The sequence below is a fragment of the Klebsiella sp. CN_Kp073 genome, assembly GCF_040065495.2.
Lineage (GTDB): Bacteria > Pseudomonadota > Gammaproteobacteria > Enterobacterales > Enterobacteriaceae > Klebsiella > Klebsiella aerogenes.
Window position 1 is genome coordinate 440,992 of sequence record NZ_CM198051.1, and the last position, 14,206, is coordinate 455,197.

The window sequence follows — 14,206 nt, forward strand, 5'->3', positions numbered from 1 at the left end:
GAGCGAATCATGGCAGCGAAAATCCGTCGTGATGACGAAGTTATCGTGTTAACCGGTAAAGATAAAGGTAAACGCGGTAAAGTTAAAAATGTCCTGTCTTCCGGCAAGGTCATTGTTGAAGGTATCAACCTGGTTAAGAAACATCAGAAGCCGGTTCCGGCCCTGAACCAACCAGGCGGCATCGTAGAGAAAGAAGCAGCTATTCAAGTCTCTAACCTTGCTATCTTCAACGCGGCAACCGGCAAGGCTGACCGTGTAGGCTTTAGATTCGAAGACGGCAAAAAAGTCCGTTTCTTCAAATCTAATAGCGAAACTATCAAGTAATTTGGAGTAGTACGATGGCGAAACTGCATGATTACTACAAAGACGAAGTAGTCGCTAAACTCATGACTGAGTTTAACTACAATTCTGTCATGCAAGTCCCTCGGGTCGAGAAGATCACCCTGAACATGGGTGTTGGTGAAGCGATCGCTGACAAGAAACTGCTGGATAATGCAGCAGCTGACCTGACAGCAATCTCCGGTCAAAAACCGCTGATCACCAAAGCACGCAAATCAGTTGCAGGCTTCAAAATCCGTCAGGGCTATCCGATCGGCTGTAAAGTAACTCTGCGCGGCGAGCGCATGTGGGAGTTCTTTGAGCGCCTGATCACTATTGCTGTACCGCGTATCCGTGACTTCCGTGGCTTGTCCGCTAAGTCTTTCGACGGTCGTGGTAACTACAGCATGGGTGTCCGTGAGCAGATCATCTTCCCAGAAATCGACTACGATAAAGTCGACCGCGTTCGTGGTTTGGATATTACCATTACCACTACTGCGAAATCTGATGAAGAAGGCCGCGCTCTGCTGGCTGCCTTTGACTTCCCGTTCCGCAAGTAAGGTAGGGTTACTTAATGGCTAAGCAATCAATGAAAGCACGCGAAGTAAAGCGCGTGGCTTTAGCTGATAAATTCTTCGCTAAACGCGCTGAACTGAAAGCTATCATCTCTGATGTGAACGCAACCGACGAAGATCGTTGGAACGCTGTTCTCAAGCTGCAGACTCTGCCGCGTGATTCCAGCCCGTCTCGTCAGCGTAATCGCTGCCGTCAAACAGGTCGTCCGCATGGTTTCCTGCGGAAGTTCGGGTTGAGCCGTATCAAGGTCCGTGAAGCCGCTATGCGCGGTGAAATCCCGGGTCTGAAAAAGGCTAGCTGGTAATTGTCACCAATTGAATCACGGGAGTAAAGACAGATGAGCATGCAAGATCCGATCGCGGATATGCTGACCCGTATCCGTAACGGTCAGGCCGCGAATAAAGCTGCGGTCACCATGCCTTCCTCCAAGCTGAAAGTGGCAATTGCCAACGTGCTGAAGGAAGAAGGCTTTATTGAAGATTTTAAAGTTGAAGGCGACATCAAGCCGGAACTGGAACTGACTCTTAAGTATTTCCAGGGTAAAGCTGTTGTAGAAAGCATTCAGCGTGTCAGCCGCCCAGGTCTGCGCATCTACAAACGTAAAGATGAGCTGCCGAAAGTTATGGCGGGTCTGGGTATCGCAGTTGTTTCTACCTCTAAAGGTGTTATGACTGATCGTGCAGCGCGCCAAGCTGGTCTTGGTGGCGAAATTATCTGCTACGTAGCCTAATCGGAGGAAAAAATGTCTCGTGTTGCTAAAGCACCGGTCGTTGTTCCTGCCGGCGTTGACGTTAAAGTCAACGGTCAGGTTATTACGATCAAAGGTAAGAATGGCGAGCTGACTCGTACTCTCAACGATGCTGTTGAAGTTAAACATGCAGATAATGCTCTGACCTTCGGTCCGCGTGATGGTTACGTAGACGGATGGGCTCAGGCTGGTACCGCGCGTGCCCTGCTGAACTCAATGGTTATCGGTGTTACCGAAGGCTTCACTAAAAAGCTTCAGCTGGTTGGTGTAGGCTATCGTGCAGCGGTCAAAGGGGATGTAGTAAACCTGGCTTTAGGTTTCTCTCATCCTGTTGAACATAAGCTGCCGGCCGGTATCACTGCAGAATGTCCGACTCAAACTGAAATCGTGCTGAAAGGCGCTGATAAGCAGGTGATCGGCCAGGTTGCAGCAGATCTGCGCGCCTACCGTCGTCCTGAGCCTTACAAAGGCAAGGGTGTTCGTTACGCCGACGAAGTCGTGCGTACCAAAGAGGCTAAGAAGAAGTAAGGTAACACTATGGATAAGAAATCTGCTCGTATCCGTCGTGCGACCCGCGCACGCCGCAAGCTCCAGGAGCTGGGTGCAACTCGCCTGGTGGTACATCGTACCCCGCGTCATATTTACGCACAGGTAATTGCTCCGAATGGTTCTGAAGTTCTGGTAGCTGCTTCTACTGTAGAAAAAGCTATCTCTGAACAACTGAAGTACACCGGTAACAAAGACGCGGCTGCAGCTGTGGGTAAAGCTGTTGCTGAACGCGCTCTGGAAAAAGGCATCAAAGATGTTTCCTTTGACCGTTCCGGGTTCCAATATCATGGTCGTGTCCAGGCACTGGCAGATGCTGCCCGTGAAGCTGGCCTTCAGTTCTAAGGTAGAGGTGTAAGATGGCTCACATCGAAAAACAAGCTGGCGAACTGCAGGAAAAGCTGATCGCGGTTAACCGCGTATCTAAAACCGTTAAAGGTGGTCGTATTTTCTCCTTCACAGCTCTGACTGTAGTTGGTGACGGTAACGGTCGCGTAGGTTTTGGTTACGGTAAAGCGCGTGAAGTTCCAGCAGCGATCCAGAAAGCGATGGAAAAAGCCCGTCGCAATATGATTAACGTCGCGCTGAATACTGGCACCCTGCAGCACCCGGTTAAGGGTACTCACACGGGTTCTCGTGTATTCATGCAGCCGGCTTCCGAAGGTACCGGTATCATCGCCGGTGGTGCAATGCGCGCCGTTCTGGAAGTCGCTGGGGTTCGTAACGTTCTGGCTAAAGCATATGGTTCCACCAACCCGATCAACGTGGTTCGTGCAACTATTGATGGCCTGGAAAATATGAAGTCTCCAGATATGGTCGCTGCCAAGCGTGGTAAATCCGTTGAAGAAATTCTGGGGAAATAAACCATGGCAAAGACTATTAAAATTACTCAAACCCGCAGTGCAATCGGTCGTTTGCCGAAACACAAGGCAACGCTGCTTGGCCTGGGTCTGCGTCGTATTGGTCACACCGTAGAGCGCGAGGATACTCCTGCTGTTCGTGGTATGGTCAACGCGGTTTCCTTCATGGTTAAAGTTGAGGAGTAAGAGATGCGTTTAAATACTCTGTCTCCGGCCGAAGGCTCCAAAAAGGCGGGTAAACGCCTGGGTCGTGGTATCGGTTCTGGCCTCGGTAAAACCGGTGGTCGTGGTCACAAAGGTCAGAACTCTCGTTCTGGCGGTGGCGTACGTCGCGGTTTCGAGGGTGGTCAGATGCCACTGTACCGTCGTCTGCCGAAATTCGGCTTCACTTCTCGTAAAGCAATGATCACCGCAGAAGTTCGTCTGTCTGATCTGGCTCACGTAGAAGGCGATGTGGTAGACCTGAACACGCTGAAAGCGGCTAACATTATCGGTATCCAGATCGAGTTCGCGAAAGTGATCCTGTCTGGTGAGGTAACTCGTCCGGTAACTGTTCGTGGCCTGCGCGTGACTAAAGGCGCTCGTGCTGCTATCGAAGCTGCTGGCGGTAAAATTGAGGAATAAGTAGCAGATGGCTAAACAACCGGGATTAGATTTTCAAAGTGCCAAAGGTGGAATTGGCGAACTGAAACGCAGACTTCTGTTTGTTATCGGTGCGCTGATTGTGTTCCGTATTGGCTCTTTTATTCCGATCCCTGGTATTGATGCCACTGTACTTGCCAAACTGCTTGAGCAACAGCGAGGCACCATCATTGAAATGTTTAACATGTTCTCTGGTGGTGCTCTCAGCCGTGCTTCTATCTTTGCTCTGGGGATCATGCCGTATATTTCGGCGTCGATCATTGTCCAGCTGCTGACCGTTGTTTATCAACCGCTGGCAGAACTGAAGAAAGAAGGGGAGTCTGGTCGTCGTAAGATCAGCCAGTACACCCGCTACGGTACTCTGGTGCTGGCTATATTCCAGTCGATCGGTATTGCTACCGGTTTGCCGAATATGCCTGGTATGCAGGGCCTGGTGATTAATCCGGGCTTTGCATTCTATTTCACCGCTGTTGTTAGTCTGGTCACAGGGACTATGTTCCTGATGTGGCTCGGCGAACAGATCACCGAACGCGGTATCGGAAACGGTATCTCGATCCTGATCTTCGCCGGGATCGTTGCGGGACTCCCGCCGGCCATCGCCCATACTATCGAGCAAGCGCGTCAAGGCGACCTGCACTTCCTCCTGTTGCTGTTGGTTGCAGTATTAGTATTTGCAGTGACCTTCTTCGTTGTATTCGTTGAACGTGGTCAACGCCGCATTGTGGTAAACTACGCTAAGCGTCAACAGGGTCGTCGTGTCTATGCTGCACAGAGCACACATTTACCGCTGAAAGTGAATATGGCGGGGGTAATCCCGGCAATCTTCGCTTCCAGTATTATTCTGTTCCCGGCGACCATCACGTCATGGTTCGGGGGCGGTACTGGTTGGAACTGGCTGACAACAATTTCGCTGTATTTGCAGCCTGGGCAACCGCTTTATGTGTTACTCTATGCGTCTGCAATCATCTTCTTCTGTTTCTTCTACACGGCGTTGGTTTTCAACCCGCGTGAAACAGCAGATAACCTGAAGAAGTCCGGTGCATTTGTACCAGGAATTCGTCCGGGAGAACAAACGGCGAAGTATATCGATAAAGTAATGACCCGCCTGACTCTGGTCGGTGCGTTGTATATCACTTTTATCTGCCTGATCCCGGAGTTCATGCGTGATGCAATGAAAGTGCCGTTCTACTTCGGTGGAACCTCGCTGCTTATTGTTGTCGTCGTGATTATGGACTTTATGGCTCAAGTGCAAACTCTGATGATGTCTAGTCAGTATGAGTCTGCATTGAAGAAGGCGAACCTGAAAGGCTACGGCCGCTAACTGGTCGCCCGAGAAGTTACGGAGAGTAAAAATGAAAGTTCGTGCTTCCGTCAAGAAATTATGCCGTAACTGCAAAATCGTTAAGCGTGATGGTGTCATCCGTGTGATTTGCAGTGCCGAGCCAAAGCATAAACAGCGCCAAGGCTGATTTATTCGCATATTTTTCTTGCAAAGTTGGGTTGAGCTGGCTAGATTAGCCAGCCAATCTTTTGTATGTCTGTACGTTTCCATTTGAGTATCCTGAAAACGGGCTTTTCAGCATGGTACGTACATATTAAATAGTAGGAGTGCATAGTGGCCCGTATAGCAGGCATTAACATTCCTGATCAGAAACATACCGTAATTGCTTTAACCGCAATTTTTGGTATCGGCAAGACCCGCTCTAAAGCCATCTGCGCTGAAACGGGTATCGCTGAAAATGTTAAGATCAGTGAGCTGTCTGAAGAACAGATTGATTCTCTGCGTGAAGCAGTAGGTAAATTTGTCGTTGAAGGTGATCTGCGCCGTGAAATCACCCTTAGCATCAAGCGTCTGATGGACCTTGGTTGCTACCGTGGTTTACGCCATCGTCGTGGTCTTCCGGTTCGCGGTCAGCGTACTAAGACCAACGCACGTACCCGTAAGGGTCCGCGTAAACCGATCAAGAAATAATCGGGGTGATTGAATAATGGCAAAGGCACCAGTTCGTGCACGTAAGCGTGTAAGAAAACAAGTCTCTGATGGCGTGGCTCATATCCATGCTTCTTTTAACAACACCATCGTTACCATCACTGATCGTCAGGGTAACGCGCTGGGTTGGGCAACAGCCGGTGGTTCCGGTTTCCGTGGTTCTCGCAAATCCACTCCGTTTGCAGCTCAGGTTGCAGCAGAGCGTTGCGCAGAAGCCGTAAAAGAATACGGCATCAAGAATCTGGAAGTTATGGTTAAAGGTCCGGGTCCAGGTCGCGAATCTACTATTCGTGCACTGAACGCCGCTGGTTTCCGCATCACTAATATTACTGATGTGACTCCGATCCCTCATAACGGTTGTCGTCCGCCGAAAAAACGTCGCGTATAACGCCTCGTTTCTAGGATTGTTGGAGAAAGAAAATGGCAAGATATTTGGGTCCTAAGCTCAAGCTGAGCCGTCGTGAGGGCACTGACTTATTCCTTAAGTCTGGCGTTCGCGCGATCGATACCAAGTGTAAAATTGAACAAGCTCCTGGCCAGCACGGTGCGCGTAAGCCGCGTCTGTCTGACTATGGTGTGCAGTTGCGTGAAAAGCAAAAAGTTCGCCGTATGTACGGAGTGCTGGAGCGTCAGTTCCGTAACTACTATAAAGAAGCAGCACGTCTGAAAGGCAACACCGGTGAAAACCTGTTGGCTCTGCTGGAAGGTCGTCTGGACAACGTTGTATACCGTATGGGCTTCGGCGCCACTCGTGCTGAAGCACGCCAGCTGGTTAGCCACAAGGCTATCATGGTAAACGGTCGTGTTGTTAACATCGCTTCTTATCAGGTAAAAGCGAATGACGTTGTTAGCATCCGTGAGAAAGCGAAAAAGCAATCTCGCGTGAAAGCCGCTCTGGAGCTGGCTGAGCAGCGTGAAAAGCCAACCTGGCTGGAAGTTGATGCTGGCAAGATGGAAGGTACGTTCAAGCGTCAGCCGGAGCGTTCTGATCTGTCTGCGGACATTAACGAACACCTGATCGTCGAGCTTTACTCCAAGTAAAGCTTAGTACCAAAGAGAGGACACAATGCAGGGTTCTGTGACAGAGTTTCTAAAACCGCGCCTGGTCGATATCGAGCAAGTGAGTTCGACGCACGCCAAGGTGACCCTTGAGCCTTTAGAGCGTGGCTTCGGCCATACTCTGGGTAACGCACTGCGCCGTATTCTGCTCTCATCGATGCCGGGTTGCGCGGTGACCGAGGTTGAGATTGATGGTGTACTGCACGAGTACAGCACCAAAGAAGGCGTTCAGGAAGACATCCTTGAAATCCTGCTCAACCTGAAAGGGCTGGCGGTGAGAGTTCAGGGTAAAGATGAAGTCATCCTTACTTTGAATAAATCTGGCATTGGCCCTGTGACTGCAGCCGACATTACCCACGACGGTGATGTCGAAATCGTCAAGCCGCAGCACGTGATCTGCCACCTGACCGATGAGAACGCATCTATTAGCATGCGCATCAAAGTTCAGCGCGGTCGCGGTTATGTGCCGGCTTCTGCCCGAATTCATTCGGAAGAAGATGAGCGCCCAATCGGCCGTCTGCTGGTCGACGCCTGCTACAGCCCTGTAGAGCGTATTGCCTACAATGTTGAAGCCGCGCGTGTTGAGCAGCGTACCGACCTGGACAAGCTGGTCATCGAGATGGAAACCAACGGCACAATCGATCCTGAAGAGGCGATTCGTCGTGCGGCAACCATTCTGGCTGAACAACTGGAAGCTTTCGTTGACTTACGTGATGTACGTCAGCCGGAAGTGAAAGAAGAGAAACCAGAGTTCGATCCGATCCTGCTGCGCCCTGTTGACGATCTGGAATTGACTGTCCGCTCTGCTAACTGCCTCAAGGCAGAAGCTATCCACTATATCGGTGATCTGGTACAGCGTACCGAGGTTGAGTTGCTGAAAACGCCGAACCTGGGTAAAAAATCTCTTACCGAGATTAAAGACGTGCTGGCTTCACGTGGTCTGTCTCTGGGCATGCGCCTGGAAAACTGGCCGCCGGCAAGCATTGCTGACGAGTAACCGGATCACAGGTTAAGGTTTTACTGAGAAGGATAAGGTCATGCGCCATCGTAAGAGTGGTCGTCAACTGAACCGCAACAGCAGCCATCGCCAGGCTATGTTCCGTAACATGGCAGGTTCGCTGGTTCGTCATGAGATCATCAAGACGACCCTGCCGAAAGCGAAAGAACTGCGTCGCGTAGTTGAGCCGCTGATTACTCTTGCCAAGACTGATAGCGTTGCTAATCGTCGTCTGGCATTCGCCCGCACTCGTGATAACGAGATCGTGGCAAAACTGTTTAACGAGCTGGGCCCGCGTTTCGCGAGCCGCGCCGGTGGTTATACTCGCATTCTGAAGTGTGGCTTCCGTGCAGGCGACAACGCGCCGATGGCATACATCGAGCTGGTTGATCGTGCTGAGCTGAAAGCAGAAGCTGCTGCAGAGTAATCTGTAGTAACGTAAAAAAACCCGCCCCGGCGGGTTTTTTTATATCTACCGCCACCCCACTTCATTACACTATCTGTACTCTTTTTGTTCATCCCTGGGAGCCGTATAATGTGGTTACTGGACCAGTGGGCAGAACGCCACATCCTCGACGCACAATCTAAAGGCGAGTTTGATAATCTGACGGGCAGCGGCGAACCGCTGGCGCTGGATGATGATTCACATGTGCCGCCGGAACTACGCGCCGGTTACCGCTTATTAAAAAATGCCGGCTGTTTACCACCTGAACTCGAGTTACGTAGAGATGCCATGGCGTTGAGCGACCTACTCAAGACCGTTGAGCATGACGACCCGCGGTATGCCGAGTTAAACCGTCGCTTGACTCTGTTTGAGCTGAAATTACGTCAGGCAGGGATGAATACCGATTTTCTACGCGGTGATTATGCCGATAGACTGTGGCACAAAATGAACGAGGAGTAGCTATGTATCGTATTGGCGAGCTGGCCAAACTGGCTGATGTCACCCCGGATACCATCCGCTATTATGAAAAGCAGCAAATGATGGATCACGACATCCGCACTGAAGGCGGTTTTCGCCTCTATTCGGATAACGATCTGCAGCGACTGCGTTTTATCCGTTATGCCCGGCAATTAGGCTTCACACTAGAGTCGATCCGCGAACTGTTATCGATCCGTATCGATCCCGAACATCATACTTGCCAGGAGTCTAAAGGGATCGTCCAGGCCAGGCTAAGTGAAGTCGAAGCGCGTATTAAAGAACTGGAAACGATGCGGCGTTCTTTACAGCGGCTGAATGATGCCTGCTGCGGCACGGCGCACAGTAGCGTTTACTGCTCAATTCTCGAAGCTTTAGAGCAAGGCGCCAGCGGTAGCCATGCCGGGCGTTGATTTTTTCCGCGCGCGGATCTACACTCGCGCCGAATTCATACATTAACTGGAGTTACTATGAGTCGCTATCAGCATACCAAAGGGCAAATTAAAGATAATGCGATTGAGGCATTACTGCATGACCCATTATTCAGACAGCGCGTTGAGAAAAATAAGAAAGGGAAAGGAAGCTATCAACGTAAAGAAAAACATGCAGGACGTAATGACCGGGAGGCCAGTGGCAAGCAAGCGAATCGCTTTTTTACCACTGGCCTTCTGCTTTCTGTGTGCTGATTAAGAACGGTTATTTTGTTCTTTTAACAGATCGCGGATTTCACTCAGAAGAACTTCTTCTTTGCTCGGCGCCGGAGCGGCAGGCGCTTCTTCTTTCTTACGGTTCAGTTTATTCATCAGTTTGATCGCCATGAAAATCGCGAAGGCGACGATGATGAAATCGAAAACGTTCTGAATAAACACGCCATAATGCATGACAACGGCTGGGACATCTCCCTGCGCATCGCGTAGCGTAACGGCGAACTGTTTAAAGTCGATCCCGCCAATAAGCAAACCCAGTGGAGGCATAATAATATCGGCCACTAAAGACGATACAATTTTACCGAATGCTGCACCAATGATGACACCCACTGCCAAATCGACAACATTCCCGCGCATTGCGAATTCGCGGAATTCTTTTAACATACCCATTTTACTCTCCTTGAGCCAGCTGACATTGATAAGTTTATCAAATGTATTTCCATTTTCCATTGCTGTTGAATAATTGCCGGAAAATATTATCCATTGATAAATAAGGGATAATAAAAAGGCGTCTGAGCGACGCCCATTGTAATTACAGGAAGAACGGGCTCGGCTGGAATAGTCTCTCAACGTCGGAGATAAATTTCTTGTCGGTCAGGAACATAATTACGTGGTCGCCTTGCTCAATACGTAAATTATTATTGGCGATCATTACGTCATTACCGCGCACTACCGCGCCAATAATCGTTCCCGGCGGCAGTTTAATTTCATCAATTGAACGGCCAACTACCCGAGAGGTGCTTTCATCGCCATGCGCGACGGCCTCAATCGCTTCGGCAACGCCGCGGCGTAGCGACGAAACACCGACAATATCAGCTTTACGTACGTGGCTCAGCAGTGCAGAAATAGTGGCTTGCTGCGGCGATATAGCAATATCAATCACGCTTCCCTGAACCAGATCGACATAAGCGCGACGCTGGATCAGCACCATGACCTTCTTCGCGCCCATCCGCTTGGCCAGCATTGCCGACATGATATTGGCTTCGTCATCATTGGTGACGGCAATAAAGAGATCGACTTGATCGATATGCTCTTCCGCCAGTAACTCTTGATCCGACGCATCGCCATAAAAGACGATCGTATTCTGCAGCTTTTCGGCAAGCTCAGCGGCACGCTGTTGATCGCGCTCGATCAACTTCACGCTGTAGTCTTTCTCCAGGCGGTGCGCGAGACCCGCGCCGATGTTGCCGCCGCCGACCAGCATAATGCGCTTGTAGGGTTTCTCCAGACGTTGGAGTTCGCTCATTACTGCGCGAATATGTTGCGATGCGGCGATAAAGAAGACTTCGTCGCCAGCTTCAACGATGGTTGATCCCTGTGGGCGAATTGGTCGGTCGTGGCGGAAAATTGCCGCAACGCGCGTGTCGATGTGCGGCATATGTTCACGCATCGTTGATAGTGCATTACCGACCAGTGGTCCACCGTAATAAGCCTTCACAACGGCCAGGCTCACTTTCCCTTCAGCGAAGTTCACTACCTGAAGCGCGCCCGGATATTCAATCAGACGGTAGATGTTATCGATGACTAATTGCTCCGGAGCAATCAGATGGTCAATTGGTACCGCTTCTGAATGAAAAAGTTTATCGGCATCGCGAACGTAATCCGGTGAACGAATTCGGGCGATACGATTCGGCGTATTAAACAGCGAATAGGCGACCTGACAGGCCACCATGTTGGTCTCATCTGAGCTGGTCACGGCGACCAGCATATCGGCATCATCGGCGCCAGCTTCACGCAGCACGCGCGGATGAGAACCGTGGCCCTGAACGACGCGGAGATCGAACTTATCCTGCAGACCGCGCAAACGGTCGCCATTGGTATCGACCAGGGTAATATCGTTGTTTTCGCCGACGAGATTTTCCGCCAGCGTGCCGCCTACCTGTCCGGCGCCAAGAATAATAATCTTCATCAGCAGTGACCCATTAATTCCGCTTTTTGATTAGCTTAGCGTAAAAGAAGCCATCGCCTTCTTCCGCCCCTGGCAGATTTTGCTGACCCGGGTTTTCCGGCGTCCCTGTCTCATGGAGTTCGGCATCACTGGTACGGGCCAGGAAGGCGGCGATCTGTTGGCTATTCTCTTCCGGCAAAATAGAGCATGTCGCATAGACCAGCGTACCGCCCGGTTTCAGATGAGCCCAGGTGGCATCGAGAATTTCTGCCTGTAATTGCGCCAGCTCGGCGATATCGCGATCCCGGCGCAGCCATTTAATATCCGGATGGCGACGGATAACGCCGGTGGCCGAACATGGCGCATCAAGCAAAATACGGTCGAACTGCTCATCGCCGCACCACTGTTCAGGATAGCGGCCATCGCCCTGTTTCACTTCCGCTTTCATACCCAGACGTTTCAGGTTGTCATAGACATGAGACAGACGCTGCTGGTCGATGTCGACCGCCATTAGATTTGCCTGCGGCGCGACTTCCAGAATATGCGTCGTTTTGCCGCCCGGCGCCGCACAGAGATCGAGAATGCGCTCGCCGTTTTCCGGTTGCAAGTAGCGCATGCAGCCCTGAGCTGAGGCGTCCTGAACGGTGACCCAGCCTTCTTCAAATCCCGGTAACGCATGGACCGGGGCCGGGGAGGCAAGACGGACGGCATCCGGATAGTCCGGGTGAGCGAAACCCTGTAAACCCGCGTCTTCCAGCAGAGAGAGCCATTCATCTCGCGTATGATGACTGCGATTCACACGCAGCCACATTGGCGGGCGTAAATTATTAGCTGACACAATATCCTGCCATTGTTCCGGCCAGGCCTGCTGCAGACGTTTAAGCAGCCATTTAGGATGGAGATAACGGTTCTCATGCTGGGCGAATTCTGCCAGCAGCTCTTCCTGCTGGCGCTGAAACTGGCGTAATACGCCATTGATAAGCCCTTTAAGCTGCGGACGCTTAATTGCCACCGCGCCTTCCACCGTTTCCGCCAGCGCGGCGTGCGGGGGAATTCGCGTATAAAGTAGCTGATACAGGCCGACCATGATCAGGAAATGTACGGTACGCTGTTTGCCGGTCATCGGACGCGCCATTAGTTTACCAATCAGCCACTCGAGTTGGCTTAAGGTACGCAAGACGCCGAAGCACAGCTCCTGCAGCAGCGCTTTGTCTTTTTCACTCACTTTTTGCTGAAGCGGCGGCAGAACATTGCTTAAAGACTGGCCTTTCTCTACGACCTGCTCAATAGCCTGGGCTGCCAGGCTGCGTAAATTACTATTCTTTTTCATAAGCGCAAAAATAAAAATGCCCGGCGAACCCGGGCTTTAGAAGAGAAGTGCGTCAGGCAAGGCGGTTTCCGGGGATAAACCATTCCCGGCGAGAGTTCAGTAAATCCTGGGCACTCATCGCTTTTTTCCCTGCCGGCTGCAGTGATTCCAGATTCAGAATACCGTTGCCGGTGGCAACCTGGATCCCTTGCTTGGTTGCTGCAACGATAGTGCCTGGCTCTGCGTTGGCGGATTCTGCAATAACGGATGCATGCCACACCTTCACCGGTTGCTCATCGATTTCCAGCCAGCTCATTGGCCAGGGATTAAATGCGCGGATACAGCGTTCGAGCTGTTCTGCGGAAAGCGACCAATCAATACGGGCCTCTTCCTTACTCAGCTTCTCGGCGTAACTGACTAGCGATTCGTCCTGAACTTCAGGCTCTGCGCTACCATCGGCCAGCTGCGCTAAGGTCGCCAGTAGACCCTCTGGGCCAAGGTCGGCCAGCTTATCGTACAGGCTACCGCTGGTATCTTCCGCGGTAATCGGGCAGGAGAGCTTATACAGCATGTCGCCGGTATCAAGACCGACGTCCATCTGCATGATGGTGACACCGGTTTCGGCATCGCCAGCCCATAGCGAACGCTGAATCGGCGCTGCGCCGCGCCAGCGAGGAAGCAGGGAGCCGTGAACGTTAATGCAGCCCAAACGCGGCATTTCAAGAACCGCTTTCGGCAGAATCAGTCCATAAGCCACGACGACCATAACATCGGCGTTAAGATCGGCAACCAGTTGCTGATTTTCCTGCGGACGTAGGGAGGATGGCTGGAAGACCGGTAGATTGTTGGCTTCAGCCAGCACTTTTACCGGGCTCGGCATCAATTTTTTGCCGCGACCAGCAGGGCGGTCGGGCTGAGTAAATACGCCAACCACCTGATGTTCAGACGACAACAGCGCGTCAAGGTGACGCGCTGCAAAGTCGGGGGTTCCGGCGAAAATGATACGTAGTGTTTGTGACACGTTAATCCTTGTTATCAGGCACGGGCGCGTAAACGATCCAGTTTCTCAACTTTCTGGCGAATGCGCTGCTGTTTGAGCGGCGACAGATAGTCAATGAACAGCTTACCGACCAGGTGATCCATTTCATGCTGGATACAGATAGCCAACAAGCCATCAGCTTCCAGCTCGAAAGCGTTGCCTTCACGGTCCAACGCGCGGATTTTTACGGTTTCGGCACGTGGAACCAGCGCACGTTGTTCCGGAATCGACAGGCAACCTTCTTCAATGCCGGTTTCGCCGTCCTTTTCGAGTAGCTCTGGGTTGATGAGCACCAGGCGCTCTTCACGGTTTTCCGAGACATCAATAACGATAATACGCTGATGGATATCCACCTGCGTGGCGGCCAGACCAATACCTTCTTCAGCGTACATCGTGTCGAACATATCATCGACGATACGCTGAATTTCTGCATTCACTTCTTTGACCGGCTCGGCGACTTTGCGAAGGCGCTCGTCCGGAATATGTAACACTTGCAAAACTGCCATAAAGATCCAGAGTCGTATTCAGTAGTTGATAAGATTATTACCTCTATTCTAGACAAAACCCCCTCTAATTGACAGTCTCGCTAACCAATCACAAGGATTGGC

At 51.4% G+C, this 14,206-nt stretch carries 24 protein-coding genes; 19 read left to right on the forward strand and 5 right to left on the reverse strand.

What is annotated here, in order from left to right; all coding sequences use genetic code 11:
- Nucleotides 1–9 precede the first annotated feature (9 nt).
- From rplX to ABLV66_RS02225, 19 genes are all read left to right on the forward strand, one after another.
- The gene (rplX, locus tag ABLV66_RS02135) at nt 10–324 is read left to right on the forward strand and encodes a 50S ribosomal protein L24 (protein ID WP_015369424.1); all 315 of its coding nucleotides are present in this window, start codon (nt 10–12) and stop codon (nt 322–324) included.
- Nucleotides 325–338: 14 nt separating this feature from the next.
- Entirely contained in the window at nt 339–878 is a 540-nt protein-coding gene (gene rplE / locus ABLV66_RS02140; RefSeq protein WP_003031123.1) for a 50S ribosomal protein L5, read from the forward strand.
- A gap of 14 nt (nt 879–892) precedes the next feature.
- The gene (gene rpsN / locus ABLV66_RS02145) at nt 893–1,198 is read left to right on the forward strand and encodes a 30S ribosomal protein S14 (protein ID WP_002919667.1); all 306 of its coding nucleotides are present in this window, start codon (nt 893–895) and stop codon (nt 1,196–1,198) included.
- Between the two features lie 33 nt (nt 1,199–1,231).
- Entirely contained in the window at nt 1,232–1,624 is a 393-nt protein-coding gene (gene rpsH / locus ABLV66_RS02150) for a 30S ribosomal protein S8 (RefSeq protein WP_008807048.1), read from the forward strand.
- 12 nt (nt 1,625–1,636) lie between these two features.
- Nucleotides 1,637–2,170 (forward strand): 50S ribosomal protein L6, encoded by a 534-nt coding sequence (rplF, locus tag ABLV66_RS02155; RefSeq protein WP_008807049.1) that lies wholly within the window; start codon nt 1,637–1,639, stop codon nt 2,168–2,170.
- A gap of 9 nt (nt 2,171–2,179) precedes the next feature.
- Nucleotides 2,180–2,533, forward strand: a complete 354-nt coding sequence (gene rplR, locus ABLV66_RS02160; RefSeq protein ID WP_006817270.1) for a 50S ribosomal protein L18 — start codon at nt 2,180–2,182, stop codon at nt 2,531–2,533.
- Between the two features lie 14 nt (nt 2,534–2,547).
- Nucleotides 2,548–3,051, forward strand: a complete 504-nt coding sequence (gene rpsE / locus ABLV66_RS02165) for a 30S ribosomal protein S5 (RefSeq protein ID WP_015703641.1) — start codon at nt 2,548–2,550, stop codon at nt 3,049–3,051.
- Nucleotides 3,052–3,054: 3 nt separating this feature from the next.
- Nucleotides 3,055–3,234, forward strand: a complete 180-nt coding sequence (gene rpmD, locus ABLV66_RS02170) for a 50S ribosomal protein L30 (protein ID WP_001140434.1) — start codon at nt 3,055–3,057, stop codon at nt 3,232–3,234.
- A gap of 3 nt (nt 3,235–3,237) precedes the next feature.
- Complete coding sequence (gene rplO, locus ABLV66_RS02175; RefSeq protein WP_015369426.1) at nt 3,238–3,672, forward strand: 50S ribosomal protein L15; 435 nt, start codon at nt 3,238–3,240, stop codon at nt 3,670–3,672.
- 7 nt (nt 3,673–3,679) lie between these two features.
- Nucleotides 3,680–5,011 carry a preprotein translocase subunit SecY gene (secY, locus tag ABLV66_RS02180; RefSeq protein ID WP_015703640.1) on the forward strand — a complete coding sequence of 444 codons (1,332 nt, stop codon included), beginning with the start codon at nt 3,680–3,682 and terminating at the stop codon, nt 5,009–5,011.
- A gap of 31 nt (nt 5,012–5,042) precedes the next feature.
- Complete coding sequence (gene rpmJ / locus ABLV66_RS02185) at nt 5,043–5,159, forward strand: 50S ribosomal protein L36 (RefSeq protein WP_000868187.1); 117 nt, start codon at nt 5,043–5,045, stop codon at nt 5,157–5,159.
- A 146-nt stretch (nt 5,160–5,305) separates the two neighbouring features.
- On the forward strand, nt 5,306–5,662 hold the full coding sequence (gene rpsM, locus ABLV66_RS02190; RefSeq protein ID WP_015369429.1) for a 30S ribosomal protein S13: 357 nt from the start codon (nt 5,306–5,308) through the stop codon (nt 5,660–5,662).
- Nucleotides 5,663–5,678: 16 nt separating this feature from the next.
- Nucleotides 5,679–6,068 carry a 30S ribosomal protein S11 gene (gene rpsK, locus ABLV66_RS02195; protein WP_004388621.1) on the forward strand — a complete coding sequence of 130 codons (390 nt, stop codon included), beginning with the start codon at nt 5,679–5,681 and terminating at the stop codon, nt 6,066–6,068.
- A 32-nt stretch (nt 6,069–6,100) separates the two neighbouring features.
- Nucleotides 6,101–6,721: a 30S ribosomal protein S4 gene (gene rpsD / locus ABLV66_RS02200; RefSeq protein WP_002919224.1), complete on the forward strand. Its 621-nt coding sequence runs from the start codon at nt 6,101–6,103 to the stop codon at nt 6,719–6,721.
- Nucleotides 6,722–6,746: 25 nt separating this feature from the next.
- Nucleotides 6,747–7,736 (forward strand): DNA-directed RNA polymerase subunit alpha, encoded by a 990-nt coding sequence (locus ABLV66_RS02205; RefSeq protein WP_002438685.1) that lies wholly within the window; start codon nt 6,747–6,749, stop codon nt 7,734–7,736.
- 40 nt (nt 7,737–7,776) lie between these two features.
- Nucleotides 7,777–8,163 (forward strand): 50S ribosomal protein L17, encoded by a 387-nt coding sequence (gene rplQ / locus ABLV66_RS02210; RefSeq protein WP_004868344.1) that lies wholly within the window; start codon nt 7,777–7,779, stop codon nt 8,161–8,163.
- A 108-nt stretch (nt 8,164–8,271) separates the two neighbouring features.
- Nucleotides 8,272–8,640 (forward strand): DnaJ family domain-containing protein, encoded by a 369-nt coding sequence (locus ABLV66_RS02215; protein WP_047078581.1) that lies wholly within the window; start codon nt 8,272–8,274, stop codon nt 8,638–8,640.
- Between the two features lie 2 nt (nt 8,641–8,642).
- Nucleotides 8,643–9,068, forward strand: coding sequence for a Zn(2+)-responsive transcriptional regulator (gene zntR / locus ABLV66_RS02220; RefSeq protein WP_015369432.1), 426 nt, complete (start codon nt 8,643–8,645; stop codon nt 9,066–9,068).
- A gap of 57 nt (nt 9,069–9,125) precedes the next feature.
- A complete protein-coding gene (locus ABLV66_RS02225; protein WP_045397936.1) occupies nt 9,126–9,341 on the forward strand; it encodes an alternative ribosome-rescue factor A in 216 nt (71 codons plus the stop codon).
- Here the strand turns inward: ABLV66_RS02225 and mscL are convergent, their stop codons facing one another.
- The 5 genes from mscL to def form a co-directional block, all read right to left on the reverse strand.
- Nucleotides 9,342–9,752 carry a large-conductance mechanosensitive channel protein MscL gene (mscL, locus tag ABLV66_RS02230; protein ID WP_015369434.1) on the reverse strand — a complete coding sequence of 137 codons (411 nt, stop codon included), beginning with the start codon at nt 9,750–9,752 and terminating at the stop codon, nt 9,342–9,344. It abuts the gene before it with no gap.
- A gap of 142 nt (nt 9,753–9,894) precedes the next feature.
- Nucleotides 9,895–11,271 (reverse strand): Trk system potassium transporter TrkA, encoded by a 1,377-nt coding sequence (gene trkA / locus ABLV66_RS02235; RefSeq protein ID WP_015369435.1) that lies wholly within the window; start codon nt 11,269–11,271, stop codon nt 9,895–9,897.
- A 13-nt stretch (nt 11,272–11,284) separates the two neighbouring features.
- Complete coding sequence (gene rsmB, locus ABLV66_RS02240; protein WP_348876544.1) at nt 11,285–12,580, reverse strand: 16S rRNA (cytosine(967)-C(5))-methyltransferase RsmB; 1,296 nt, start codon at nt 12,578–12,580, stop codon at nt 11,285–11,287.
- A 52-nt stretch (nt 12,581–12,632) separates the two neighbouring features.
- Nucleotides 12,633–13,580: a methionyl-tRNA formyltransferase gene (gene fmt, locus ABLV66_RS02245; RefSeq protein ID WP_047057387.1), complete on the reverse strand. Its 948-nt coding sequence runs from the start codon at nt 13,578–13,580 to the stop codon at nt 12,633–12,635.
- Between the two features lie 14 nt (nt 13,581–13,594).
- On the reverse strand, nt 13,595–14,104 hold the full coding sequence (gene def, locus ABLV66_RS02250; protein ID WP_045397945.1) for a peptide deformylase: 510 nt from the start codon (nt 14,102–14,104) through the stop codon (nt 13,595–13,597).
- Nucleotides 14,105–14,206: the final 102 nt, after the last annotated feature.